The sequence below is a fragment of the Pseudomonas svalbardensis genome, from assembly GCF_030053115.1.
GTDB classification, from domain to species: domain Bacteria; phylum Pseudomonadota; class Gammaproteobacteria; order Pseudomonadales; family Pseudomonadaceae; genus Aquipseudomonas; species Aquipseudomonas svalbardensis.
The window spans coordinates 5,391,310-5,416,730 of record NZ_CP125619.1 but is presented as its reverse complement, the minus strand read 5'-3'; the positions used below and the strand labels follow the sequence as shown (position 1 = coordinate 5,416,730).

Genomic DNA, 25,421 nt, shown 5'->3' with positions numbered 1-25,421 from the left:
AAGTCGAAAGAAACAAAGACCCAAAAAGGGACAGGTCCAAAAAATAAAACCCGCTCCCCGAAAGGAGCGGGCGGGTCGAGCTTAAGCTTGAGTAGCGTACTTGGCCAGACGAGGATCGCTCTTCAGAACGGCCAGGGTGTTGGTATGCACGTCGTCAGCGGTCACGTCAGCCTTGCTGAAGATCTGCTGGAAGTGCTCATGAGTGACGGCGGCGAAATGCGCACGGTCTTCCGGCGCCACGCCCAGTACCACGGCGTAAGTGGTCAGCGCTTCGCCCTGACCTTTAGCCATGTCTTCAGACAGCTCGTTCATCATGCCATTCATGGCAATCCAGGATTTGCCGCCATAGGTCAGCGACGCATTGGTCGAGCAACCGTTGGTACCAGAGGTCATACCGAACGTTGCGTTGCCGGAAGTGCCGTTGGTGGTGGATGCCAGGAAGTGAGCCGGGGTGCCACGCTGACCTTCGAACAGCATGTTGCCCCAACCGCAATCCGGGCCGCCTGGCGCCTGAGCCATGGCATTGAGGGATACAGCGGTGAAGAGAGTACCGAGAAGAATCCGTTTCATAGCTTTGTTCTCTTTATGTGCATACCAATGGACAAGGGGTCTGGCCCGATCTGGCGCCAGTGGGCCGGTTATTGTTCCAGCCGCGCAGTTTGGAGTTTAGGCACGTTCCTGAGGTTCCGTTATTTTTTGCATAACATTCGTTGAAAACATTGATTTAGACCCGGCCCGCTTGGGGATGCTGCTTTGTCTATGCTTTGGCTAGAGGCGCGCCTTGCAAGTGAGGTATGGGCAGCGCCAGAATGCCGCTATCTGCCCCGCCTGATGTAAGGAAGCCCGATGCCTGATCCTGTAGCTGCCAGCTTGCGTTTAGCGCCCGACGCGCTGACCCGTCCGTTTTCCGCTGAACAGTTCAGCTTCTCTACCACTAATGATTTGGAGCCCTTCCGCGGTGTGCTTGGCCAGGAACGTGCGGTCGAAGCCTTGCAGTTCGGTGTGGCCATGCCACGCCCCGGTTACAACGTCTTCGTCATGGGTGAGCCCGGCACTGGCCGGTTCTCGTTCGTCAAACGCTACCTGAAAGCCGAAGGCAAACGCCTGCAAACCCCGGCGGACTGGGTCTACGTCAACAATTTCGATGATCCTCGCGAACCTCGCGCACTGGAGTTGCCGTCGGGCACCGCCGGCGCCTTTATTGATGACATCAACGGCTTGATCGACAACCTGCTGGCGACTTTTCCGGCCGTGTTCGAGCACCCGTCCTACCAGCAGAAGAAGAGCGCCATCGACCGCGCCTTCAATCAACGCTATGACCGCGCGCTGGATGTGATCGAGCGCCTGGCGCTGGAGAAGGACGTTGCGCTGTACCGCGACAGCAGCAATATCGCCTTCACCCCGATGAGTGAAGGCAAAGCCGTGGACGAAGCCGAATTTGCCCAGTTGCCGGAAGCCGATCGAGAGCGTTTTCACGACGACATTTCGTGGCTGGAAGAGCGGCTGAACGAAGAGCTCGCCAGCCTGCCGCAGTGGAAGCGTGAGTCGAGCAATCAACTGCGCCAGCTCAACGAAGAAACCATCACTCTGGCCTTGCAGCCTTTGCTTTCTCCGTTGTCGGAGAAGTATGCAGAAAACGCGGCGGTCTGCGGTTACCTGCAAGCCATGCAGGTGTATCTGCTCAAAACCGTGGTCGAGCAACTGGTGGACGACAGCAAGACTGACGCCATCGCCCGCAAGCTGCTGGAAGAGCAATACGCGCCGAGCCTGGTGGTCGGTCATCCGTTCAGCGGCGGTGCGCCAGTGGTCTTTGAGCCGCACCCGACTTACGAAAACTTGTTCGGCCGCATCGAGTACACCACCGATCAGGGCGCGCTCTACACCACGTATCGACAGTTGCGTCCGGGTGCGCTGCACCGCGCCAATGGCGGCTTCTTGATTCTTGAAGCGGAAAAAATGCTTAGCGAGCCATTCGTGTGGGATGCGCTCAAACGCGCGCTGCAATCGCGCAAATTGAAAATGGAATCGCCGCTGGGCGAGATGGGCCGTTTCGCCACCGTGACCCTTGCTCCGCAACACATTCCGTTGCAGGTCAAAGTCGTCATCATTGGCGCCCGACAGCTCTACTACACGCTGCAGGACCTCGATCCGGACTTCCAGGAGTTGTTCCGCGTCCTGGTGGACTTCGACGAAGACATCCCGATGGTCGACGAAAGCCTGGAGCAGTTCGCCCAGTTGCTCAAAACCCGCACCTCCGAAGAAGGCATGGCGCCGCTGACCGCTGATGCGGTGGCGCGTCTGGCAACTTACAGTGCTCGCCTGGCTGAGCACCAGGGGCGTTTGTCGGCGCGGATCGGTGATCTGTTCCAGCTGGTCAGCGAGGCGGATTTCATTCGCCAACTGGCCGGTGATGAAATGACCGACGCCGGGCACATCGAACGTGCGCTCAAGGCCAAGGCCACGCGTACCGGGCGCGTCTCGGCGCGGATTCTCGATGACATGCTGGCCGGGATCATCCTGATCGACACGGACGGCGCGGCGGTGGGCAAATGCAACGGGCTGACAGTACTGGAGGTTGGCGATTCGGCATTCGGTGTGCCGGCGCGGATTTCCGCCACGGTCTATCCGGGCGGTAGCGGCATCGTCGACATCGAGCGCGAGGTCAACCTCGGTCAGCCCATTCACTCCAAAGGCGTGATGATCCTCACGGGGTATCTGGGCAGCCGTTACGCCCAGGAATTCCCGCTGGCGATTTCCGCGAGTATCGCCCTGGAGCAGTCCTACGGTTACGTCGATGGTGATAGCGCATCGTTGGGCGAGGCTTGCACCTTGATTTCCGCCCTGTCGAAAACCCCGCTCAAGCAGTGTTTTGCGATCACCGGCTCGATCAACCAGTTTGGTGAAGTGCAGGCGGTGGGCGGGGTCAACGAGAAGATCGAAGGATTCTTCCGACTCTGCGAAGCCCGCGGGTTGACCGGTGAGCAGGGCGCAATCATTCCCCACGCCAACGTTGCCACGTTGATGCTCGACGAGAAAGTGCTGACGGCGGTGCGCGCGGGGCAGTTCCACGTCTACGCCGTGCGCCAGGCTGATGAAGCCCTTAGCCTGTTGGTCGGCGAACCGGCCGGTGCGCCGGACGCCGATGGCCAGTTCCCTGAAGGCAGCGTTAACGCGCGGGTGGTGGAACGCTTGCGGGTCATCGCAGAAATGATCAGCGAAGAAGACCTCAAGGAAGCCGAGAAAGAAGCTGCGCAGGAAGCACTGGTCGAGGCCAAACCGGCCTGACACAAACCTGAGATCACCTCAACCCCCTGTGGGAGCGGGCTTGCTCGCGAATACGGTTTTCATTCAACAGATATGTTGGCTGACCCACCGCATTCGCGAGCAAGCCCGCTCCCACATGTCTATCGGCGTCGTACTCAAAAAAGTGCCATCAGTCTGGCGTCAATATTCACACAATGACCATTCGGCGCCTTCTGGTCTCACTTGACGTGCTAGTCAGACTTTTCCTCTATTCTCAGGTCAAGGATATCGACAGTAATCACTGGATCGAGACAGCCCTCCCGTGGGGGCTGAATACCGGATCTACCGAGGGTCGCCGCCATGTCGCGCAACCTCTGCCTCACCCGTCAATGCCTGGGCCTTGTGACCCGTATCGAGTGTGCCATCCGCCCATTGGCGGGGGATACGGGCATGTGGACCTTACTCTTCGCCGCTGGAATGGCCGGCGAACAACCTTCTGCCATCAAAGCCCAAGGCCCGTTTCATGGCCCCTTTGTGGCTGAGTCGATCCTCGACACCATCGTTGAAAGTCTCACCCTGCACGGCTATGAGCTGGCCGATGATCCGCAAATCTGGTGCCTGCACCTGCAAGCTCAGCTGCGGGAAATCAATGGTGGCCGCTGCCGCAACCCTGGAGGTTTCGAGTTTCGGCCCGAGCACTGAACAGGCTATTGAGCAAGGTTGGACGTGTCCGCCTTGTCGAGTTTGACCTCGAAGCCATATTGCACGGTGGAGAGATCGGTTCGTTGATAGGTTTCCAGACGGGTTGGTTGCCCGTAGAAATAATGCACCCTCAATAATGCCGGGCCTTCCGCGCTCGCATCATGGCTGACCGAAAGAATCTCCTTCAGATAATTGCCGCTGTCGTCCTTGGCGAAGAAACGCCAGTCCTGGGCGGGAAACTGCTTCAGATCGACCACCAGCGCATTGCCTTGGAGTACCAGCCCTTTGGGCAACTGGTGGGCGTCGATGGTTTTCTTTTCGATGGTGGCGAGAAACAGCGGCATGGAGCCCACCGCGTAAGCCGGAGTTTCTGGAAACAGGTTCAAGTCGTAGGTGATGGTGCCGCGCAGGGGATCGACCTGGTAAGCCTCTGGCGGCAATTCGATCGGCTCATCGCGTTTGCCGTTACCGTCCTCGGTAAAGAAACTGACCGGGCTTTCGCCGGGGCTGAAGGAGGTGCCGAGCAGCTCATCATTGAAGCTTTTGGGGTGATCGAACTCGATACGCGCGGCGCTGGGATCTTCGACCGACTGACTGATGCTGACAGTCTTTTTCAGTTGTTCCTCGCCAAGCGTGGCACCCTTGAGCCAGATCGGGGCCTGGTCGTCGTACACCACCACCGGCAGCGTCAGTGGCTGGATGGTCTTTTGCGTGGTGTGTGGGTCGAAGCGAAGTACCGGCAGGTTCAAGTCCTTGCGGGTCACCGTGGCGGTTGAAAAGTCCAGTACGCTGACCTCAAGCGTTTCGATCGGCCCGTTGAAGTACACCTTCGAATAATGGTGGCTCTGCTGCTTCTCAAAGGCGCGCTGCTCTTCCTCGAACTGTCTTTCGAAACTCTCGCTCCAGGCTTTCTGCTGTTGCATTTTCGCCAGCTGTTTTTGATAGAAGGCAATTTGTGCGCTGGTTTCGTTGATCGAGCCTGAGCGCGAGAGAAATTGCCCGGTGCTGTCCTTGGCCTGGACGATCAGCGGGTTCAGCGGTGTTTCGCCGACCTCGGGGGCCTGTGGCGCGCTGTTGTTGAATTCGATTTCGGCGTAGTTGTTTGCAAGGTTCAGCAGGGTGACGCTAAGGTTGTCGTTGGTGCGAGTCTGGCCGACATCTTTTTTCGTCAGGTCGAAGCTGTAGAGCCGGCGCGGCGCGATCACTTCCACCTTGCCTTGCAGGCTCACCGGTTGTGGCTGGTTCTTGTTTTCGGCATCCAGCCCATCGATGAAGGGGTAGGACACCGTCAGGTCGTCGGGGTTGGTCAGGTTTGAGCTCGATGGGCTCAGTTGAATACCGGGATCGGTTTCTGACCATTCCGGCTGAAACGGGATGACGCGTTTGTTGCTCAAAGTCACCGATTGCCATTCAACGCTATGGGGAAAGAGAAACGCGGCCGGAATGTTGAAGTTGAAGGGGAACACCGGTTGCAGGTCGGTCAGGTAGTCGGAACTGGAGTCCTTGTGCAGCACGAACAGACCGTTGATGTACGTGTCGACCAAGGCTTGGGGCGTCGGATAGTGCTTGAGGACGGCGAGGGCGTCTTCGCCATACTCTGTTTCCACCGGTTTGCTGTCGAGCTTGAGTTGCGCACGCTCGAGCAACAACAGTGAGCCGCCAAGTTCAGCCACGGCATCCTTGAGTTTCGGATCCTGAATCGCATCCAGAGACTTCTCGAACTGCGCAGTCTTTTCCTCGAGGCTGACCTGGCGCTTCTCATCGCTGGGTGAGCAGGCGCTCATCAGCAAAGCCAGGCAAATGCCGGCGCTCGTTAAAGGCAATCGCACATCCATTTCCCGTCTTCCTGTCCGATGTCGCTGAGCTGTCAATGCGTTGGACACTAGCAGAAAAACCTTGTCACACACGCGCAGGTTGCGGATTTTCCGACGGTTTCTGGCTGCTTCTGGGTATAGACAGGCGGCTGTTATACTCGCGGCCATGTCCAGTCCAATGTGTGAGAGTCAATGGAACGCTTTATCGAAAATGCAATGTACGCCTCGCGTTGGCTGCTGGCACCGATCTACTTCGGTCTGTCCCTTGGGTTACTGGCCTTGGCGCTGAAATTCTTCCAGGAAGTCTTCCACGTCATCCCTAACGTGTTCTCGATGGCCGAGTCGGATCTGATTCTGGTGCTGCTGTCACTGATAGACATGGCGCTGGTAGGCGGTTTGCTGGTGATGGTGATGATTTCCGGTTACGAGAACTTCGTTTCCCAACTGGACATCGACGACGACAAGGAGAAGCTCAACTGGCTGGGCACCATGGATTCCTCTTCATTGAAGATGAAGGTGGCCGCTTCCATCGTGGCCATTTCGTCCATTCACCTGCTGCGGGTTTTCATGGACGCCCAGAACCTCGATCCCGAGCACTTGAAGTGGTACGTGATCATCCACATGACCTTCGTGATTTCGGCGTTTGCCATGGGTTATCTGGATAAGCTGACCAAGCACTGATCGCTTTTTATCGCTATACCCAACCGCCCGTCTGTTGCGAAACAGACGGGCGGTGTCGTTTGTGGCTTGTACTTTGAGGCGCCGAGGCCTATGCCTGTAAGGATCTTGGCTCGCCACTGTGTGAGGTGTGTTCATGAACCTGCAAGAGTTGAATGCCTATGCCATCGCCGGGAAGGTCGATGAACTCAACCTGATCTCGATGGAAGGCGGGATCTACCTGTTGGAGGCGCGGATGCATGGCGCGGCGTATCCATTGAGTGATGCCCACGGCGAGACGTTTCATCTGCGATCGGTGGAGCATGCGCGTGAAGTGCTTCATTCCTTCCCCAACTTGCCATTCAACCTTGTGCACACCTCGGTTCATGATGAAATGTGCGGGCTGGGGGCCAGCACCGAAGAGAGTCTGAAGGTCCCGATCGGGTGTCAGCACTGACGCCCCTCATCAACGCAATGGCATCTGTGCTAGTCTGCTGGCCCTTTTGGTTCCGGGCGCTCCGGGACGCGCTGTGTACGCACGGCAAGTTCCAGGGCCGTCCGCACAGCGGAGCAGTGTCATGTCCGAAGTAAATCTGTCCACCGACGAAACCCGCGTCAGCTACGGTATTGGCCGTCAGCTGGGCGACCAACTGCGCGACAACCCGCCACCGGGCGTTAGCCTGGACGCGATCCTGGCAGGTCTGACCGACGCTTTCGCCGGCAAGGAAAGCCGTGTGGGTCAGGAAGAAATGTCCGCGAGCTTCAAGGTCATTCGCGAAATCATGCAAGCTGAAGCAGCTGCCAAAGCTGAAGCCGCTGCTGGCGAAGGCCTGGCATTCCTGGCTGAAAACGCCAAGCGTGACGGCATCACCACCCTGGCTTCCGGCCTGCAATTCGAAGTGCTGACTCAAGGTGAAGGCGCCAAGCCAACCCGTGAAGATCAAGTGCGCACTCACTACCACGGCACTCTGATCGACGGCACTGTGTTCGACAGCTCCTACGATCGTGGTCAGCCTGCAGAATTCCCGGTTGGCGGCGTGATCGCTGGCTGGACCGAAGCCCTGCAACTGATGAACGCCGGCAGCAAATGGCGTCTGTACGTGCCGAGCGAACTGGCTTACGGCGCTCAAGGCGTTGGCAGCATTCCGCCGCACAGCGTACTGGTATTCGACGTCGAACTGCTCGACGTTCTGTAAGACCGTAACCCTGTAGGAGCTCTGCCCCTACAGGGTTTTTCAGCGTTTCTCATACCTCGATCTTGTGATGCAGTTCGCTTGTCGGGCGCAATGCCCGGGCATAGCAGAACAGAAACAGATTGCGCACCAGTTCCTTGAGCACCACCGGCTCGCTGGAACTCAAGCCGTTGACGTCCAGATCACCCTGATCCTGCAGCTCGTTCAAGGCTTCTTCTTCAAGCACTGCACAGACTTCCCCGGTTTCCCGATGCAGGATCCTGAGGTAAGGGTGTGGGCGGTCCAACCAGGCGTCGATCAAATAAGTCATGGGTCTCATCTCCATTGATGGTTTTCAATGAGAATAATTCTTATTAATCAAATAGCAAGGACCTATTGGCGGTTTGTGTTTTTTTAAGGGTAAAGGTTGCGTAAGGTCAAAACGGCTGGCGTTTGGCTATTGCGAGGGATTGTTGGGCGAAGTGGGGAGGGTGAAGCACCATCCCACGCAGGACGCGGGATGGAATACAGCAGGCTCAGACTTTTCTGACGAACTCGGATTTGAGCTTCATCGGGCCGATGCCGTCGATCTTGCAGTCGATGTCGTGATCGCCATCGCACAGGCGGATGTTCTTGACTTTGGTACCGACCTTGACCACCAGCGACGAGCCTTTGACCTTGAGGTCCTTGATCACGGTGATGGTGTCGCCGTCCTGCAGGACGTTGCCGACCGAATCCTTTTTCACGGTGTCATCGGACACTGCTTCGGCTTCGCCGCTCGCGGACCACTCGTGGGCGCACTCAGGGCAGATCAGCTGGGCGCCGTCTTCGTAGGTATATTCGGAATTGCATTTTGGGCAGGGTGGCAACGTGCTCACTAAAGCTCCTTGGATTCAGGATCGCTAAAAGTCGCACATTATATAGGGTTTTAGGCGGGGTAAGTGAGACGCTGAAAAACCTGTGGGAGCGGGCTTGCTCGCGAAGGCTGACTAACATTCAACATTGATGTCGACTGTTACGCCGCCTTCGCGAGCAAGCCCGCTCCCACATGGGGATGAATCAGTGCGTACGGGCGACCGCAAATTCGCTCAATTCGACCAGCGCATCGCGGTATTCGCTGGCAGGCAGCGCATCAAGGCACTTGATCGCGCGGGCCACATAGTCACGGGCCAGTTGCGCGGTGTACTCCAGCGAACCGGAGGCTTCCACGGCTTCGCGGATGCTTTCCAGGTCTTCGATACCGCCTTTCTGGATCGCCTTGCGCACCAGTGCAGCCTGCTCCGGCGTGCCTTCGCGCATGGTGTAGATCAGCGGCAGGGTCGGTTTGCCTTCAGCCAGATCGTCACCGACGTTCTTGCCCAGGGTTTCGGCGTCGCCTTTGTAGTCCAGCAGGTCGTCGACCAATTGGAACGCCACGCCCAGATGATCGCCGAATGTACGCAGGGCTTCTGTCTGTTCCGATGTCGCTTCGCAGAGCGCTGCAGCACTGTGTGTCGAGGCTTCGAAGAGCATCGCGGTCTTGCCGCGGATGACTTCCATGTAGGTTTCTTCGGTGGTGCTGGCGTCACGAACCTTGGACAGCTGCAACACTTCGCCTTCGGCGATGATGCGCGTGGCTTGCGAAAGGATTTTCATCACCGGCATGGAGCCCAGTTCGACCATCATTTCGAAGGACCGCGAATACAGGAAGTCGCCCACCAGCACGCTAGGGGCGTTGCCCCACATGGCGTTGGCCGTCGAGCGGCCCCGGCGCATGCCGGACATGTCGACCACGTCGTCATGCAGCAGGGTCGCGGTGTGCAGGAACTCGATGGTCGCGGCCAGCAGGCGCAGGTCATCGCCTTCGCGGCCCAGGGCCTTGCCACACAGCAACACTAATAATGGACGCAGGCGTTTACCGCCAGCCGAGGTAATGTAATCGCCGATTTTCGATACCAGCGGCACTCGGGAAGTCAGTTGCTTCTTGATGATGCCGTCGACGGCGCTAAAATCGTCCGCCACCGCGCGGTAGAAAGCTTGGGGTTGCATCAGCGACAGTTGCTCCAGAAGGGTTGCGCGGCATGCTAGGACCCACGTCGGCGGGTGTCAAGGTACGATGGACGGCCTCTTGCAACGTCCCGGCAGCTTGCGTACAATCGCGCACCCTGAACTTCCTGGGCAGCACCTGCCTTACGCAATTGCAAACAGGCCTTCCAGCCTTATGCAGCCATGCCAGCCAATACCTCTTCTTATAAAGAGCTGGGTGAGCAGGATTATCGGAGAAATACCATGTCGTACGCAGTAATTGTTACTGGTGGCAAGCAATACAAGGTCGCCCCAGGTGAATACCTGAAGATCGAAAAACTGGAAATCGCTACCGGCGAATCCGTTACTTTTGATCGCGTTCTGTTGGTCGCCAATGGCGATGACGTGAACATCGGCGCTCCAGTTGTTGCTGGCGCTACCGTTGTGGCTGAAGTGATCTCCCAAGGTCGTCACGATAAAGTCCGCATCATCAAGTTCCGTCGTCGTAAGCACCACATGAAGCGTATGGGCCACCGCCAGTGGTACACCGAGATCAAAATCACCGGTATTCAGGCTTAATTTCAGCCTAATTCCTCACTAGGAGAATTGACTCATGGCACACAAAAAAGCTGGTGGTAGTACCCGTAACGGTCGCGACTCAGAAGCCAAACGCCTTGGCGTGAAGATGTATGGCGGCCAGGTTATCATTCCGGGCAACATCATCGTGCGTCAGCGCGGCACCCAATTCCACGCCGGTTACGGTGTTGGCATGGGTAAAGATCACACTCTGTTCGCTAAAATCGACGGCGTGATCAAGTTTGAAGTAAAAGGCGCTTTCAACCGCCGTTACGTGAGCATTGTCCCGAAGACTGAAGTCGTCGCGGCATAATTACGTAGTTGCTGGAAAAGCCCTGTCTCGCGACGGGGCTTTTTCGTTTGTGGGGTGAGTCTCTTGCAAAGCTGTTTGTGATGGGCGAAAGCAGCTGGAATTGCGGTAGTTGCTTGAGGTCGCTACGCTCATTTTTGCAAGAGTCTTATGTCTTAGTGTTTTTCGGCTCGTCCGTATGACGAGAGGCGTTTTGTTATGAAGTTTGTTGATGAAGTATCGATTCGAGTAAAGGCCGGTGACGGCGGCAACGGTTGCATGAGCTTCCGTCGCGAGAAATTCATTGAAAACGGCGGCCCGAACGGCGGTGACGGTGGTGATGGCGGCTCGGTCTATATGATCGCCGACGAAAACCTCAACACCCTGGTGGACTATCGTTACACCCGGCACTTCGATGCCGAGCGCGGTTCCAACGGCGGCAGCACCGACTGCACCGGTAAGAAAGGTGAAGAGCTGGTACTGCGTGTTCCGGTCGGCACTACCGTCATCGACTCCGCTACTCAGGAAGTGATTGGCGACCTGACAAAAGCAGGTCAGCGTCTGTTGGTTGCTCACGGCGGCTGGCACGGTCTGGGTAACACCCGATTCAAGTCCAGTACCAACCGTGCTCCGCGTCAGACGACTCCGGGCAAACCGGGTGAGGCGCGTGATCTGAAGCTGGAAATGAAGGTGTTGGCTGACGTCGGCCTGCTGGGCTTGCCGAACGCTGGCAAAAGTACCTTCATTCGTTCGGTGTCGGCCGCCAAGCCGAAAGTCGCCGACTACCCGTTCACCACGCTGGTGCCGAACCTGGGTGTGGTCAGCGTCGATCGCTGGAAAAGCTTCGTGGTCGCGGACATTCCGGGTCTGATCGAAGGTGCTTCCGATGGCGCAGGCCTGGGGATTCGCTTCCTCAAGCACTTGTCGCGTACGCGTCTGCTGCTGCACCTCGTGGACATGGCGCCGCTCGATGACGCCAGCGCCCCGGATGCTGCGGAAGTGATCGTCAGCGAGCTGACCAAGTTCAGCCCGTCCCTGGCTGAGCGTGATCGTTGGTTGGTGCTGAACAAGTGCGACCAGATCCTCGAAGAAGAGCATGATGCTCGCGTCAAGGAAATCGTTGATCGCCTGGAGTGGACCGGTCCGGTCTACGTGATCTCGGCCATCTCCAAGCTGGGCACCGAGCGTCTTTGCCACGACATCATGCGTTACATGGAAGATCGTGCTGATCGCCTGGCTAACGACCCGGTTTACAAAGAAGAGTTGGCCGAACTCGATCAGCGCATCGAAGACGAAGCCCGTGCTCAGTTGCAGGCCCTGGATGACCAGCGTGCTCTGCGCCGTAGCGGCGTGAAGTCGGTCCATGACATCGGCGACGATGATTGGGACGAAGAAGATGTGGATGACGAAGACGGTCCGGAAATCATTTACGTGCGTGACTGATTCGTTGCAGTAAACTTAAGCGCCGCTCAATCGAGCGGCGTTTTAGTATCTGGAAATCGGTAGTCACGAATAACGTTACGGGCAGCGCTGGGTCGCGCTGTCCTCAAGCTAAGGTTGAAGATGATGCGGAGCAAGGTGACAGGTGCGCAGCGTTGGGTTGTGAAGATCGGCAGCGCTTTGCTGACGGCGGACGGCAAGGGCCTCGATCGCGCGGCAATGGGTGTTTGGGTCGAGCAGATGGTGGCTTTGCATGAGGCTGGCGTCGAGTTGGTGCTGGTGTCCTCCGGGGCGGTGGCGGCCGGCATGAGCCGTTTGGGCTGGACCGTACGACCCAGTGCGATGCACGAGTTGCAGGCCGCTGCCGCCATCGGTCAGATGGGGTTGGTGCAGGCCTGGGAGTCGAGCTTTGCCGAGCATGGCCGGCATACCGCGCAGATTCTCCTGACCCACGACGACTTGTCTGACCGCAAGCGCTACCTGAATGCCCGCAGCACCTTGCGCGCGCTGGTCGAGCTGAAAGTTATTCCGGTGATCAACGAGAACGACACCGTGGTCACTGATGAAATACGTTTCGGCGACAACGACACGCTCGCGGCGCTGGTGGCCAACCTGGTCGAGGCTGATCTGTTGGTGATCCTCACGGATCGCGATGGCATGTTCGACGCCGATCCGCGCAACAACCCTAACGCCAACCTGATTTACGAAGCGCGCGCCGATGATCCGGCGCTGGATGCGGTGGCGGGCGGTACAGGTGGTGCGCTGGGTCGTGGCGGCATGCAGACCAAATTGCGTGCTGCGCGGCTGGCGGCTCGCTCCGGTGCGCATACCATCATCGTCGGCGGACGTATTGAGCGCGTGCTGGATCGTCTCAAGGCAGGCGAGCGCATCGGCACCTTGCTGTCGCCTGAGCGCGGTCTGTTGGCGGCGCGCAAGCAATGGCTGGCCGGGCACCTGCAAACCCGTGGCACGCTTGTGCTGGATGCTGGTGCGGTGACGGCGCTGTCCACAGGCAACAAAAGTTTGCTGCCTGTGGGTGTCAAGCTGGTCCAGGGCAGCTTCCGTCGTGGCGAGATGGTGGTTTGCGTGGCACCGGACGGTCGTGAGATCGCCCGAGGCCTGGCCAACTACAGCGCGCTGGAAGCACAAAAAATCATCGGTCAGTCGTCTGAGGCGATTGTCGGTCTGTTGGGTTACATGGCGGAGCCGGAACTGGTTCACCGCGATAACCTGATCCTGGTCTGAAGGAGTACCTGAATGCGCGTGGCAAAAGGATTGTTGGGTCTGCTGTTGGCGATGCCGCTGCTGGCCTCGGCCGAGGAGATTGGTCAGGTGTCAACGGTGTTCAAGTTTGTCGGCCCGAACGACCGCATCGTCGTTGAGGCGTTTGATGATCCAAAGGTTGAGGGTGTGACCTGTTACCTGTCGCGGGCCAAGACGGGTGGCGTGAAGGGTGGTTTGGGATTGGCTGAGGATCGCGCAGAAGCGTCTATCGCTTGTCGTCAGGTCGGGCCGATCAGCTTCAAAGGCGAGTTGAAGGATGGTGACGAGGTATTCAAGGAGCGCACGTCGCTGGTGTTCAAGACTATGCAGGTGGTGCGATTCCTCGACAAGAAGCGCAATACGCTTGTGTACCTGGTCTATAGTGATCGTGTGATCGAAGGTAGTCCGCAGAATGCGGTCACCGCCATCCCTATCCTGCCGTGGGCGCAGGCTCAGTAATCTAAAGAAGCTCAAAAGTATGGGAAGGGGCTGCCCCTAATGCCAGTCAGTTAAGCTGACTGGCATTTTTCTTTCTGATCGGATATTTCGGTGATTTGAGCCTTATGGCGCGGGGATAAATGCGCTCTTCCCGTCGATGCGGCAGAACATAATGCGGGGCAGAGGCGTGCAGCTCGGCCAGATATTTGGGGATGTTCCCGGAACGGTCGGCCGAAACGCTGTTGATAAACCCTAAAATTGCCCAAGTACACGCGGCAAAGCTCATTTCGCACGGGTAAATACCTGGACAGTGGCGGCTCATTTCCACCATCTGGTAGCGCAGCAGGTTGTAGCCCAGCAACACACCCCACAGTTCCTGCTCGATCATCTCGGGCGTCTTGCTACGCAATGTATAGCTGCTGTTGAGCAGCGTCTGTTTCATCTCGCGAAACCCTAATTCGATCTCCCATCGCTGGCTGTACAGGTCGACGATTTCGTCGGACGGGAAGCGTAGCGGATCGGCCATCGACGTCAGGATCTGACAAACCTTGCCCTTGACGGTTTTGCTCAGCAATCGCGCGGTCAGGCGCTCCGGCAGCCCCGGCCATTGCGTGCGGGCCTGCGGCGAAGTGCTCAACGAGACCACAGCGTCCTGGCGCCCCAAGCGCTGAATCACTTCGTACTGCGCACCTTTGCGCAGAGGCATCAGCCAATGCCGCTCGATGCCTGCTTGCTGCCACTGATGCAGCAAACCCAAGGAGTAAAAACCGCGATCGAACAGCGTCAGCGAGTGATCGGGCGTGGTTTCGATCAGTTGCTCCGCCAGTTTCATTTCGTTGCTGCGATAGCCATCCAACGCGCTGCCGATCAGCATGTGGCTGGTCAACTCCATTTGGCAGACCATGCGCACCTGGGGGAAACCGGTGTCGCCATGCTGGTTGCTGGCGGAATCGTAGCGCGCCCGATTTTCGGGTGTATCGGGCGTTCGCCATACGACACCGTCGACCCCCAGCAAACGCAAGCCTGCCCAAGTTGGGTGATCCACGGCCTCATGCCAACTTTTCTGAGTCAGATGGAAGACTTGTCGTACAGCTTCGCTGCCTAATCGCTGACGGGCCTGGACTACGGCGCTGGGCGCCACCAGCGGACGTTGTCCCGGCAGCATGATGTTCATGCGGCTGACCACATCCCAGGCCGACATGCGTCGAAAGAACGCCATGGAGATCACGCACCAAAGCATCATTTCCAGCGGCAAACGCCGCTTGCGCAGGGTCGCCACGCCGGCCTGTTCAAGTGCCTGCTCGACCAAAGATGGATCGAGTAAAGAATCCAGTCCCTCGATTGAGTTAGGGGTGGAGGCGATATTGTGGGTCAGTTCTAGGGCCCGAGCGAGACGCATAAAAAAATCCGATGCCAGTACAGGCATCGGATTTTGATTTCTTGCGGCCAAAGGTCAAGCAAGAGGGCTTAACTGATCGGCATTAGGGGCTGCCCCTTCCCATTTTTTTTGCGCTGGATTTACTAAATCGCAGGCAATAAAAAACCGACCCTGGGGTCGGTTTTTTAACAAGCTTATCGCTTATGCGGCAACAGCAAGGTTCAGAGCCTTGACGTGACCGTTCAGGCGGCTCTTATGGCGAGCAGCCTTGTTCTTGTGGATGATGCCTTTATCGGCCATACGGTCGATAACTGGCACGGCCAGAACGTAAGCAGCTTGAGCTTTTTCAGCGTCTTTTGCGTCGATGGCCTTAACTACATTCTTGATGTAGGTACGAACCATGGAACGCAGGCTGGCGTTGTGGCTGCGACGCTTCTCAGCCTGTTTTGCACGTTTTTTGGCGGAAGGTGTGTTGGCCACCGTCGAGCTCCTCGAAAGACTTTTTAGGAAATAGCAAACAAAATAGGCCGCGAATCATGCCGATGAGTTGATGTCTTGTCAAGGGCGGTTGAGACGTTCCGCTAAGTGGTAGGTATAAAGAGGCGGGATATTTATTTCCGGCGCTTGACCTGTAAACTCGCGAGCTTTGGCTCTGTGCTGCTGCGGCGCGGAGTATCGCATAAGTAGGCGCTTTGTTCGCCTGCTGTTTATCGACAGGCACAAACTCTTTCAATGAATCTGCTCAAATCGTTGGCCGCCGTCAGCTCTATCACGATGCTTTCCCGGATTCTGGGGTTCGTTCGTGACACTCTCATTGCGCGCACATTTGGCGCCGGGATGGCGACTGACGCCTTCTTTATCGCCTTCAAATTGCCCAATCTGCTGCGGCGGATCTTTGCCGAGGGGGCATTTTCCCAAGCGTTCGTGCCGATTCTTGCCGAATACAAAAGCCAGAAGGGCGAGGAGGCGACGCGAACCTTCATTGCCTACGTCTCGGGTCTGCTGACGCTGGTGCTGGCGTTGGTCACCGCGTTGGGCATGATTGCTGCGCCGTGGGTCATCTGGGCGACCGCGCCGGGTTTCACCGATACGCCGGAAAAATTCGAGCTGACGGCCAGCCTGTTGCGCGTGACCTTTCCTTATATATTGCTGATCTCCCTGTCTTCATTGGCCGGGGCGATCCTCAACACGTATAACCGCTTCTCGGTGCCGGCCTTCGTGCCGACCCTGCTCAACGTCAGCATGATCATCTTTTCGGTGTTCCTGACGCCGTACTTCGATCCGCCGGTCATGGCGCTGGGCTGGGCAGTACTGGTGGGTGGTCTGGCGCAATTGCTCTATCAGCTGCCGCACCTGAAAAAGATCGGCATGCTGGTGTTGCCGCGACTGAATCTGCGTGACAGCGGCGTCTGGCGGGTCATGAAACAAATGCTGCCGGCCATTCTCGGTGTGTCCGTGAGCCAGATTTCGCTGATCATCAATACCATTTTCGCCTCGTTCCTGGTCGCCGGTTCCGTGTCATGGATGTACTACGCCGACCGTTTGATGGAATTGCCGTCCGGTGTTCTGGGTGTGGCGCTGGGTACGATTCTCCTGCCGACCCTGGCCAAGACCTACGCCAGCAAGGATCGCCAGGAATACTCGCGGATCCTCGATTGGGGGCTGCGCCTGTGTTTCATGCTGGTGTTGCCGTGCTCCCTGGCGCTGGGGATTCTCGCCGAGCCGCTGACGGTTTCTTTATTCCAGTACGGCCAGTTCAGCGCATTTGACGCCTCCATGACCCAACGGGCGCTGATCGCTTATTCTGTCGGTTTGCTCGGAATTATCGTGATCAAAGTGCTGGCGCCGGGCTTTTATGCGCAACAAAACATCCGCACGCCGGTAAAAATCGCGATTTTTACCCTGATCGTTACCCAATTGTTCAACCTGGTGTTGATCGGCCCGCTGGCCCACGCCGGTCTGGCGCTGGCCATCAGCATCGGCGCGTGCATTAACGCCGGCCTACTGTTCTATCAACTGCGCAAGCAGCAGATGTATGAGCCGCAACCGGGTTGGGCGAAGTTCGGCTTCAAGCTAGTGATTGCAGTGTTGGTGATGTCTGCTGTGTTAATGGGCGGGATGCATTTCATGCCTGCCTGGGATCAGGGGCATATGCTGGAGAGGTTCCTGCGTCTGGGCGCATTGGTCGTTGCCGGCGTGGTGGCTTATTTCGGCATGTTGCTGTTGATGGGCTTCCGTTTGCGCGACTTCAATCGCAAAGCGCTGAGCTGAGGTCACGACCTCGATAAACACGGGCGAATCGACGGTTTTGTCGGCTCGATCACTTTGGGTTACGGTGTTGCCTGTCGTCGGCCGCCGGGTGTGGTTATAATCGACCACTTTATGAGCAAGAAGCGCGTTATGCAGCTGGTTCGAGGCCTCCACAACCTGCGCCCCCAGCATCGGGGCTGTGTCGCCACTATTGGCAACTTTGACGGTGTTCACCGTGGCCACCAGGCTATCCTGGCGAGGCTCCGTGAGCGTGCGCTCGAGTTGGGCGTGCCAAGCTGCGTGGTGATTTTTGAGCCGCAGCCGCGAGAGTTTTTCGCCCCTGATACGGCGCCGGCCCGTCTGGCCCGGCTGCGGGATAAACTGCAGATGCTGGCCGAGGAAGGTGTCGACCGGGTCCTGTGCCTGGCCTTCAACCACCGCCTGAGCAAGCTCAGCGCCAGCGAATTCGTCGACACCATTCTGGTGGACGGCCTCGGTGTTCAACATCTTGAGGTCGGTGACGATTTCCGTTTCGGTTGCGACCGGGTAGGGGATTTCGATTTCCTGCAACAGGCCGGCGTTCTGCAGGGCTTTACCGTGGAAGCGGCGCAAACCGTCGAGCTGGACGGTATTCGCGTCAGCAGCACCCAGGTCCGCAATGCCCTGGCCGCTGCCGATTTTGCCTTGGCCGAGCGACTGCTCGGTCGTCCGTTCCGGATTGCCGGGCGGGTCCTGCACGGCCAGAAGCTGGCGCGCCAGTTGGGTACGCCCACGGCCAACATACAACTCAAGCGTCGTCGCGTGCCGTTGACCGGGGTTTACCTAGTCAACGTCGACATCGACGGCAAGACCTGGCCAGGCGTCGCCAACATTGGCGTGCGGCCAACCGTTCAAGGTGATGGCAAAGCCCACCTCGAAGTGCATCTTTTAGATTTTGCCGGCGATCTGTATGACCGGCGTTTGACGGTGGTTTTCCACCACAAGCTGCGTGAAGAGCAGCGTTTCGCCTCTCTGGAGGCGCTTAAGACGGCGATCAATGCGGATGTTGCCGCCGCCCGTGCCCTGTCGCACCTAGCGCCAATCGCTAATGAAGAGCCTTAAATGACCGACTATAAAGCCACGCTAAACCTTCCGGACACCGCCTTCCCAATGAAGGCCGGCCTGCCTCAGCGCGAACCGCAGATTCTGCAGCGCTGGGACAGCATTGGCCTGTACGGTAAGTTGCGCGAGATTGGCAAGGATCGTCCGAAGTTCGTTCTGCACGACGGTCCTCCGTACGCCAACGGCACGATTCACATCGGTCATGCGCTGAACAAGATTCTCAAGGACATGATCATCCGCTCGAAAACCCTGTCGGGTTTCGACGCGCCTTATGTTCCGGGCTGGGACTGCCACGGTCTGCCGATCGAGCACAAAGTCGAAGTGACCCACGGTAAAAACCTGGGCGCGGACAAAACCCGCGAACTATGCCGTGCCTATGCCACCGAGCAGATCGAAGGCCAGAAGTCCGAATTCATCCGTCTGGGCGTGTTGGGCGACTTTGCCAACCCGTACAAGACCATGGACTTCAAAAACGAGGCCGGTGAAATCCGCGCCCTGGCCGAAATCGTCAAGGGCGGTTTCGTGTTCAAGGGCCTGAAACCTGTGAACTGGTGCTTCGATTGCGGTTCGGCATTGGCTGAAGCAGAAGTCGAGTACGAGAACAAAAAGTCCTCGACCATCGACGTGGCGTTCCCGATTGCCGACGAAGCCAAGCTGGCTGCCGCTTTCGGCCTGCCGTCGCTGGGCAAACCCGCTTCGATCGTGATCTGGACCACCACCCCGTGGACCATCCCGGCCAACCAGGCGTTGAACGTTCACCCGGAATTCAACTACGCCCTGGTCGACGTTGGCGACAAACTGCTGGTGCTGGCTGAAGAGCTGGTCGAGTCGTGCCTGGCCCGTTACAGCCTGGAAGGCTCGGTCATCGCGACCACCACCGGTAAAGAGCTGGAACTGATCAACTTCCGTCACCCGTTCTACGACCGTCTGTCGCCGGTTTACCTGGCCGAGTACGTTGAACTGGGCGCTGGCACCGGCGTGGTTCACTCCTCGCCGGCCTATGGCGTAGACGACTTCGTGACCTGCAAGAAGTACGGCATGGTCAATGACGACATCCTCAACCCGGTACAGAGCAACGGCGTTTACGCAACGTCGCTGGAGTTCTTTGGCGGCCAGTTCATCTGGAAAGCCAACCCGGCCATCGTCGATAAGTTGACCGAAGTGGGTGCGCTGCTGCACACCAGCATCATCGAACACAGCTACATGCACTGCTGGCGTCACAAGACCCCGCTGATCTACCGCGCCACCGCGCAGTGGTTCATCGGCATGGACAAAGAACCTGTGACCGGCGACACCCTGCGCAAGCGGGCGATCAAAGCCATCGAAGAAACCAAGTTCGTCCCGGCCTGGGGCCAGGCGCGCCTGCACTCGATGATTGCCAACCGTCCGGACTGGTGCATCTCCCGTCAGCGCAACTGGGGCGTGCCGATCCCGTTCTTCCTGAACAAGGAAAGCGGCGAGCTGCACCCACGTACCGCCGAGCTGATGGAAGAAGTCGCCAAACGCGTCGAAGTCGAAGGCATCGAAGCCTGGTTCAAGATGGACGCCGCCGAGTTGCTCGGTGACGAAGCGCCGCAATACGACAAGATCAGCGACACCCTGGACGTCTGGTTCGATTCGGGCACCACGCACTGGCACGTTCTGCGCGGTTCGCACCCGATGGGCCACGAGACCGGTCCACGTGCCGACCTGTACCTGGAAGGTTCGGACCAGCACCGTGGCTGGTTCCACTCGTCGTTGCTGACGGGATGCGCCATCGACAACCACGCGCCATACCGCGAACTGCTGACTCACGGCTTCACCGTCGATGAGTCCGGTCGCAAGATGTCCAAGTCCCTGGGCAACGTGATCGCGCCGCAAAAGGTCAACGACACCCTGGGCGCCGACATCATGCGCCTGTGGGTCGCTTCCACCGATTACTCGGGTGAAATGGCGGTTTCCGAGCAGATCCTGCAGCGCAGTGCGGACGCTTACCGGCGTATCCGTAACACCGCGCGCTTCCTGCTCTCCAACCTGACCGGCTTCAACCCGGCCACCGACATCCTGCCGGCCGAAGAAATGCTGGCGCTGGACCGTTGGGCCGTGGACCGCACCCTGCTGCTGCAACGCGAGCTGCAAGAGCACTACGGTGAATACCGCTTCTGGAACGTCTACTCCAAGATCCACAACTTCTGCGTGCAGGAGCTGGGCGGTTTCTACCTCGACATCATCAAGGACCGTCAGTACACCACTGGCGTCAACAGCAAGGCCCGCCGTTCGGCGCAAACCGCGCTGTACCACATCTCCGAAGCGCTGGTGCGCTGGATCGCGCCGATCCTGGCATTCACCGCTGACGAACTGTGGGAATACCTGCCGGGCGAGCGTAACGAATCGGTAATGCTCAACACCTGGTACGAAGGTCTGACCGAGCTGCCGGAAAACGTCGAGCTGGACCGCGCCTACTGGGAGCGGATCATGGCGGTGAAGGTCGCGGTCAACAAGGAAATGGAAATCCAGCGCGCGGCCAAGGCTGTCGGTGGCAACCTGCAAGCCGAAGTGACGCTGTACGCCGAAGAGGCTTTGAGCGCCGACCTGGCCAAGCTGAGCAACGAACTGCGCTTCGTATTGATCACCTCGACCGCTACTGTTGCACCGTTCGTTCAGGCGCCGGCCGATGCCGTGGTCACCGAAGTCAGCGGTTTGAAACTGCAAGTGGTCAAGTCGAGCCACGCCAAGTGCGCCCGTTGCTGGCACTGCCGTGAAGACGTCGGCGTGAACCCGGAGCATCCGGAAATCTGCGGTCGTTGCGTCGATAACATCAGCGGCGCTGGCGAGGTTCGTCACTATGCCTAATGCGGCTGGCCGTTTCGGACGGCTGAGCTGGCTCTGGTTGAGTTTGCTGGTCCTGGTCATCGACCAGGCCAGCAAGTTCTACTTCGAAGGCAAGCTCGAGATGTACCAGCAAATCGTGGTGATCCCCGATTTGTTCAGCTGGACCCTGGCCTATAACACGGGCGCGGCGTTCAGCTTCCTGGCCGACAGCTCCGGCTGGCAGCGCTGGTTGTTTGCCCTGATCGCGGTCGTGGTCAGTGCGGTGCTGGTAGTATGGCTCAAGCGTCTGGGGCGCAACGAAACCTGGCTGGCCGTCGCTTTGGCGCTGGTGCTGGGTGGCGCGCTGGGCAATTTGTATGACCGCATTGCCTATGGCCATGTGATCGATTTCATCCTGGTGCATTGGCAGAACCGCTGGTACTTCCCGGCGTTCAACTTTGCCGACAGTGCAATTACTGTCGGTGCCGTGATGCTTGCGCTGGACATGTTCAAAAGTAAAAAGACCGGAGAAGCCGTTCATGACTGAACAGGTATTGGCTGAGCAACGCATCCGCCAGAACACGGAAGTCACCTTGCACTTTGCACTGCGCCTGGAGAACGGCGACACCGTCGACAGCACCTTCGACAAAGCCCCGGCGACCTTCAAGGTCGGTGACGGCAACCTGTTGCCAGGGTTCGAAGCAGCGCTGTTCGGCTTCAAGGCTGGTGACAAGCGCACGCTGACGATTCAGCCGGAAAACGCTTTTGGCCAACCCAACCCGCAGAACGTACAGATCATCCCGCGCTCGCAGTTCAAGGATATGGAACTGTCGCCTGGCTTGCTGGTGATCTTCAACGATGCGGCCAATACTGAGTTGCCCGGTGTGGTGAAGGTATTCGATGACGAGCAAGTGACCATCGACTTCAACCACCCGCTGGCCGGCAAGACATTGACCTTTGACGTCGAGATCATCAACGTCATAGCGCTGTAAAACCTTCGCCCGACTCCGGTCGGGCGGGGTCAGCATTCTTTCTGCGCGCAAGACACGAGGCACAGCATGCAAATCAAACTCGCCAACCCCCGTGGCTTCTGCGCCGGTGTGGACCGGGCGATCGAAATCGTCAACCGCGCCCTGGAAGTCTTCGGGCCGCCGATCTACGTGCGCCACGAAGTGGTCCACAACAAATTCGTCGTCGAAGACCTGCGTGCTCGCGGGGCTATCTTCGTCGAAGAACTGGATCAGGTGCCGGACGACGTCATCGTGATCTTCAGTGCCCACGGTGTTTCCCAGGCCGTGCGTACCGAAGCCGCCGGTCGTGGCCTGAAGGTGTTCGACGCCACTTGCCCGCTGGTGACCAAGGTACACATCGAAGTTGCACGCTACAGCCGCGACGGCCGTGAATGCATTCTCATCGGCCACGCCGGTCACCCGGAAGTCGAAGGCACCATGGGCCAGTACGATGGCAGCAATGGTGGCGCGATCTACCTGGTCGAAGACGAGAAAGACGTCGCCGCCTTGCAGGTGAGCAACCCTGAAAAACTGGCGTTCGTGACCCAGACTACCCTGTCCATGGACGATACCAGCCGCGTCATCGACGCCCTGCGTACACGCTTCCCGGCTATCGGTGGTCCACGCAAGGACGACATCTGCTACGCCACGCAAAACCGTCAGGATGCGGTCAAGCAACTGGCCGACGAGTGCGACGTGGTACTGGTGGTCGGCAGCCCGAACAGCTCCAACTCCAATCGCTTGCGTGAACTGGCCGAGCGCATGGCCACCCCGGCCTACCTGATCGACGGCGCCGAGGACCTGCAAAAGAGCTGGTTCGACGGTGTCGAGCGTATCGGCATCACCGCTGGCGCTTCAGCACCGGAAGTCCTGGTGCGTGGCGTGATCCAGCAGTTGCAGGCGTGGGGCGCGACCGGTGCCGATGAACTGGCCGGTCGTGAGGAGAACATTACCTTCTCCATGCCTAAAGAGTTGCGCGTCCGCTCCCTGCTTTAACGCTTTTGCCTCCGGGGCACAGCGCCTGCTCAGCCTTATGGCTGCGCAGGCTGACGCGGCCGGTCGCGGCCAGCACCACTTGGAGCTGAGTGACCGGTTCGCGGGTTGCGCAAATGTGCAATGTCCCCGCTTGAAAGGCCCGTCCGGGCATCTGTGGCTCGCCAATACTGTTGAAACGGATGTATCGCCTGACCGGCCAATTGCCGACAATCGGCACCCGAGTGCCACTCGCGCGCTCAACCAGCAGCGGATTGCTGTTGTCCTCCGCCCCTTTGCCACTGATATCCAGAATGATCCGCCAGCCCTGACTCCAGTCGCCGTTGATGGCGTGAATCACGACGTTCTGGTTGCGTGTGATGGCAACGGTTCTGGCGTTGCGTATACCGCTGATAAGCGACTCTGCCACCTGCTCGCGATGGTTCGATTCAGTCAGTGCAGCAAATGCCGGACTGACCAACAGCAGAACAATCCCGACAATTGTCAGTCCCATGAGCAGTTCGATCAGGCTGAAACCTCGCTGATGCATGTCATTTCCCTCCCTGGAGTGCTGCGGCCCGCGCGATCCCTGCGCGAGTAATGGCAAAACAACCGAACACCTGCCGGTCGAATGTTCTAGCGTGTAGAAGCAGGTATAGCCGACGGCAACGGAGGGCACCGATGGATCATCGTACAAAAGGTTTCACGCTGATCGAGTTGCTGATCGCGCTCGCGGTGTTTCTGGTCCTGATCACTCTGGCCGTACCGGCGTTTACTCGTTCGGTGCAAATCACCAAGGCCGACACCGAAATCGGCGATCTGCAACGGGGTCTGAATTTCGCCCGACTTGAGGCCATCGACCGTGGTGTCACCACCCGGCTGCGCCCGACGGCCGGCGGCAGCGTCTGGACCGGAGAATTAACGGTCTTTGACGGTACTGGCAATCCGGCCAATGTATTGCGGGTTGTTCCAGCGATGAGCAGCGGCGCGACTCTGGCGCTAACCTCAGGAGTGACCGCCATCGATTTCAACAACCTTGGCGGGTTGTCGGCACCGTCCACGGCGGTGGTGATCAGCTACGTACGGGGGGCACAAAGCAGAACGCTGAATGTGTGTTTGAACGGACGAATTCTATTGGGTGGAAGTTGCGGATGAGGGGATGGAGCAAGCGTGCACAGGAGGGCATGACGCTGATCGAAGTCTTGGTTGCGTTGTTGATTCTGAGCGTGGGGCTGCTGGGGGCGGCAGCGATTCAGCTTAATGCGCTGAAGTACACTGACAGCGCCCGGATGACCAGCCAGGCGAGTTTTATCGCCTACGACATGATGGACCGCATTCGCGCCAACTCCGGTGCCGACTACACCGTCACGCCACCGACCTCCGGCAACCTGAGCGTCGCCCGGGATCAGGACCTCTACGACTTCACCACCAACATTGTCAATTTCGGCGGCGCCACTGCCACCGGAAGCGTTACGCTCAATCAGCGGGTGTACACCATCACCATCACCTGGGATGACTCGCGGGCTGCGAACATCGCCAATTCGCGACGCAGTTTCGTCCTGACCAGTCGCGCCACCGTCGATCCGGTGTCGACGCCATGAACCAGACCAACAGAGGTTTCGGCCTGATCGAGTTACTGATCGCCCTGGCGTTGAGTTTGGTCGTGGTCCTGGGCGTGGCGCAGATTTTCATCGCGGCCAAGAACACCTATGTCAGCCAGAACGCCGCTGCCGCCATGCAGGAAGATGCGCGGTTCGTGCTGAGTAAGATGATTCAGGAAATCCGCATGGTCGGCATGTTCGGATGTCTGGGGGCGGTCACCGATTCAAGCTCGGCGGGTGACTTCAATGCCAGCCTGACAACGCCCATCAGTTGGGACAACGCCAACCTCAAACTGACTCTGGTGACTGCGGATGTCGGCGGCGGTGGCGGGGTACCGACCTGGACGGTGGTTTCCGATTGTCGGAACAATGCAACGGCCTACACGGGCACCCGAGTTCCGGCGTCGGGCGAGCTGGCGTTTCCGATCCGGCGCTTGATCTACAGCTTCAGCAACAATCAACTGCTGATGGGTGTCGGCACCGGCACGCCGGCTCAGGCGGTGCTGGTGAACAACGTCAGTGCCTTCAACGTGAGCTTCGGCCTCGCCAGTTCCGCCACGGATGTCGCCGCCTCCAGTTACAGCAGCAACCCCTCTGATTCGGCGCGCATCCGTAGTGTTCGCCTGACGTTGACCCTCACCGACCCGAACAATCGGGTAGGCAATCAAACCTTCAACGTGGTTGCCGCGCTGCGCAACCGCTTGCCATGAGAGGAGGGCCG

The 25,421-nt window shown here is 58.5% G+C and carries 27 protein-coding genes; 19 read left to right on the top strand and 8 right to left on the bottom strand.

What is annotated here, in order from left to right:
* Positions 1-81 precede the first annotated feature (81 nt).
* Entirely contained in the window at positions 82-570 is a 489-nt protein-coding gene (locus QFX16_RS25020) for a DUF3015 domain-containing protein (protein ID WP_017340868.1), read from the bottom strand.
* A 276-nt stretch (positions 571-846) separates the two neighbouring features.
* Here QFX16_RS25020 and QFX16_RS25015 point away from each other — a divergent pair, with 276 nt between their 5' ends.
* Both QFX16_RS25015 and QFX16_RS25010 read left to right on the top strand, forming a co-directional pair.
* Positions 847-3,285 carry a Lon protease family protein gene (locus tag QFX16_RS25015; protein ID WP_283181738.1) on the top strand — a complete coding sequence of 813 codons (2,439 nt, stop codon included), beginning with the start codon at positions 847-849 and terminating at the stop codon, positions 3,283-3,285.
* A gap of 318 nt (positions 3,286-3,603) precedes the next feature.
* Complete coding sequence (locus QFX16_RS25010) at positions 3,604-3,945, top strand: PA4575 family protein (protein WP_046048783.1); 342 nt, start codon at positions 3,604-3,606, stop codon at positions 3,943-3,945.
* A gap of 5 nt (positions 3,946-3,950) precedes the next feature.
* Here QFX16_RS25010 and QFX16_RS25005 read toward each other — a convergent pair whose 3' ends face one another.
* Positions 3,951-5,780 (bottom strand): hypothetical protein, encoded by a 1,830-nt coding sequence (locus tag QFX16_RS25005; RefSeq protein ID WP_283181737.1) that lies wholly within the window; start codon positions 5,778-5,780, stop codon positions 3,951-3,953.
* 171 nt (positions 5,781-5,951) lie between these two features.
* Between QFX16_RS25005 and QFX16_RS25000 the strand changes: the two genes are divergently transcribed.
* The 3 genes from QFX16_RS25000 to bamJ all read left to right on the top strand — a co-directional run bounded on the left by QFX16_RS25000 (position 5,952) and on the right by bamJ (position 7,612).
* A complete protein-coding gene (locus QFX16_RS25000; protein ID WP_283181736.1) occupies positions 5,952-6,440 on the top strand; it encodes a TIGR00645 family protein in 489 nt (162 codons plus the stop codon).
* A 133-nt stretch (positions 6,441-6,573) separates the two neighbouring features.
* Positions 6,574-6,873 (top strand): DUF6482 family protein, encoded by a 300-nt coding sequence (locus QFX16_RS24995; protein WP_283181735.1) that lies wholly within the window; start codon positions 6,574-6,576, stop codon positions 6,871-6,873.
* 121 nt (positions 6,874-6,994) lie between these two features.
* Complete coding sequence (bamJ, locus tag QFX16_RS24990) at positions 6,995-7,612, top strand: BamJ family beta-barrel-assembly machinery protein (RefSeq protein ID WP_046048787.1); 618 nt, start codon at positions 6,995-6,997, stop codon at positions 7,610-7,612.
* 49 nt (positions 7,613-7,661) lie between these two features.
* On the opposite strand, the gene QFX16_RS24985 is transcribed toward bamJ, so the two are convergent.
* The 3 genes from QFX16_RS24985 to QFX16_RS24975 all read right to left on the bottom strand — a co-directional run bounded on the left by QFX16_RS24985 (position 7,662) and on the right by QFX16_RS24975 (position 9,616).
* Positions 7,662-7,919, bottom strand: coding sequence for a PA4570 family protein (locus QFX16_RS24985; protein WP_283181734.1), 258 nt, complete (start codon positions 7,917-7,919; stop codon positions 7,662-7,664).
* A gap of 205 nt (positions 7,920-8,124) precedes the next feature.
* A complete protein-coding gene (locus QFX16_RS24980) occupies positions 8,125-8,466 on the bottom strand; it encodes a zinc ribbon domain-containing protein YjdM (protein WP_283181733.1) in 342 nt (113 codons plus the stop codon).
* 181 nt (positions 8,467-8,647) lie between these two features.
* Positions 8,648-9,616, bottom strand: coding sequence for a polyprenyl synthetase family protein (locus QFX16_RS24975; RefSeq protein WP_283181732.1), 969 nt, complete (start codon positions 9,614-9,616; stop codon positions 8,648-8,650).
* Positions 9,617-9,856: 240 nt separating this feature from the next.
* Here QFX16_RS24975 and rplU point away from each other — a divergent pair, with 240 nt between their 5' ends.
* The 5 genes from rplU (at position 9,857) to QFX16_RS24950 (ending at position 13,619) form a co-directional block, all read left to right on the top strand.
* Positions 9,857-10,171, top strand: coding sequence for a 50S ribosomal protein L21 (rplU, locus tag QFX16_RS24970; protein WP_003176051.1), 315 nt, complete (start codon positions 9,857-9,859; stop codon positions 10,169-10,171).
* A gap of 34 nt (positions 10,172-10,205) precedes the next feature.
* On the top strand, positions 10,206-10,481 hold the full coding sequence (rpmA, locus tag QFX16_RS24965; RefSeq protein ID WP_003215862.1) for a 50S ribosomal protein L27: 276 nt from the start codon (positions 10,206-10,208) through the stop codon (positions 10,479-10,481).
* A gap of 195 nt (positions 10,482-10,676) precedes the next feature.
* Positions 10,677-11,900 carry an Obg family GTPase CgtA gene (gene cgtA, locus QFX16_RS24960; RefSeq protein WP_046048789.1) on the top strand — a complete coding sequence of 408 codons (1,224 nt, stop codon included), beginning with the start codon at positions 10,677-10,679 and terminating at the stop codon, positions 11,898-11,900.
* A gap of 123 nt (positions 11,901-12,023) precedes the next feature.
* Complete coding sequence (gene proB, locus QFX16_RS24955) at positions 12,024-13,142, top strand: glutamate 5-kinase (protein WP_283184633.1); 1,119 nt, start codon at positions 12,024-12,026, stop codon at positions 13,140-13,142.
* Between the two features lie 12 nt (positions 13,143-13,154).
* The gene (locus QFX16_RS24950) at positions 13,155-13,619 is read left to right on the top strand and encodes a CreA family protein (RefSeq protein WP_033054290.1); all 465 of its coding nucleotides are present in this window, start codon (positions 13,155-13,157) and stop codon (positions 13,617-13,619) included.
* Positions 13,620-13,665: 46 nt separating this feature from the next.
* On the opposite strand, the gene QFX16_RS24945 is transcribed toward QFX16_RS24950, so the two are convergent.
* Positions 13,666-14,997 (bottom strand): IS4 family transposase, encoded by a 1,332-nt coding sequence (locus QFX16_RS24945; protein WP_283181584.1) that lies wholly within the window; start codon positions 14,995-14,997, stop codon positions 13,666-13,668.
* Between the two features lie 180 nt (positions 14,998-15,177).
* Positions 15,178-15,456 (bottom strand): 30S ribosomal protein S20, encoded by a 279-nt coding sequence (gene rpsT, locus QFX16_RS24940; protein WP_008154937.1) that lies wholly within the window; start codon positions 15,454-15,456, stop codon positions 15,178-15,180.
* Positions 15,457-15,708: 252 nt separating this feature from the next.
* Between rpsT and murJ the strand changes: the two genes are divergently transcribed.
* The 6 genes from murJ (at position 15,709) to ispH (ending at position 23,123) form a co-directional block, all read left to right on the top strand.
* Positions 15,709-17,247, top strand: a complete 1,539-nt coding sequence (gene murJ / locus QFX16_RS24935; protein WP_283181731.1) for a murein biosynthesis integral membrane protein MurJ — start codon at positions 15,709-15,711, stop codon at positions 17,245-17,247.
* Between the two features lie 129 nt (positions 17,248-17,376).
* A complete protein-coding gene (gene ribF / locus QFX16_RS24930; protein WP_283181730.1) occupies positions 17,377-18,327 on the top strand; it encodes a bifunctional riboflavin kinase/FAD synthetase in 951 nt (316 codons plus the stop codon).
* Positions 18,328-21,159 carry an isoleucine--tRNA ligase gene (ileS, locus tag QFX16_RS24925; protein ID WP_283181729.1) on the top strand — a complete coding sequence of 944 codons (2,832 nt, stop codon included), beginning with the start codon at positions 18,328-18,330 and terminating at the stop codon, positions 21,157-21,159.
* Positions 21,152-21,664, top strand: a complete 513-nt coding sequence (gene lspA, locus QFX16_RS24920) for a signal peptidase II (RefSeq protein ID WP_282381086.1) — start codon at positions 21,152-21,154, stop codon at positions 21,662-21,664. Before ileS ends, lspA begins: the two co-directional genes overlap by 8 nt.
* Before the next feature lie 7 nt (positions 21,665-21,671).
* Positions 21,672-22,109 carry an FKBP-type peptidyl-prolyl cis-trans isomerase gene (fkpB, locus tag QFX16_RS24915; protein WP_283184632.1) on the top strand — a complete coding sequence of 146 codons (438 nt, stop codon included), beginning with the start codon at positions 21,672-21,674 and terminating at the stop codon, positions 22,107-22,109.
* Between the two features lie 66 nt (positions 22,110-22,175).
* A complete protein-coding gene (gene ispH / locus QFX16_RS24910; RefSeq protein ID WP_283181728.1) occupies positions 22,176-23,123 on the top strand; it encodes a 4-hydroxy-3-methylbut-2-enyl diphosphate reductase in 948 nt (315 codons plus the stop codon).
* Here ispH and QFX16_RS24905 read toward each other — a convergent pair.
* A complete protein-coding gene (locus QFX16_RS24905) occupies positions 23,092-23,649 on the bottom strand; it encodes a GspH/FimT family pseudopilin (RefSeq protein WP_283181727.1) in 558 nt (185 codons plus the stop codon). The genes ispH and QFX16_RS24905 overlap by 32 nt on opposite strands.
* A gap of 131 nt (positions 23,650-23,780) precedes the next feature.
* Here QFX16_RS24905 and QFX16_RS24900 point away from each other — a divergent pair, with 131 nt between their 5' ends.
* From QFX16_RS24900 to QFX16_RS24890, 3 genes are read left to right on the top strand one after another with little or no spacing between them, the layout of a single operon-like run.
* Positions 23,781-24,254, top strand: a complete 474-nt coding sequence (locus tag QFX16_RS24900) for a GspH/FimT family pseudopilin (protein ID WP_283181726.1) — start codon at positions 23,781-23,783, stop codon at positions 24,252-24,254.
* Positions 24,251-24,700, top strand: a complete 450-nt coding sequence (gene pilV, locus QFX16_RS24895) for a type IV pilus modification protein PilV (RefSeq protein ID WP_046048797.1) — start codon at positions 24,251-24,253, stop codon at positions 24,698-24,700. Before QFX16_RS24900 ends, pilV begins: the two co-directional genes overlap by 4 nt.
* Complete coding sequence (locus QFX16_RS24890; protein ID WP_283181725.1) at positions 24,697-25,410, top strand: PilW family protein; 714 nt, start codon at positions 24,697-24,699, stop codon at positions 25,408-25,410. The genes pilV and QFX16_RS24890 overlap by 4 nt, the downstream gene beginning before the upstream one ends.
* Positions 25,411-25,421 lie beyond the last annotated feature (11 nt).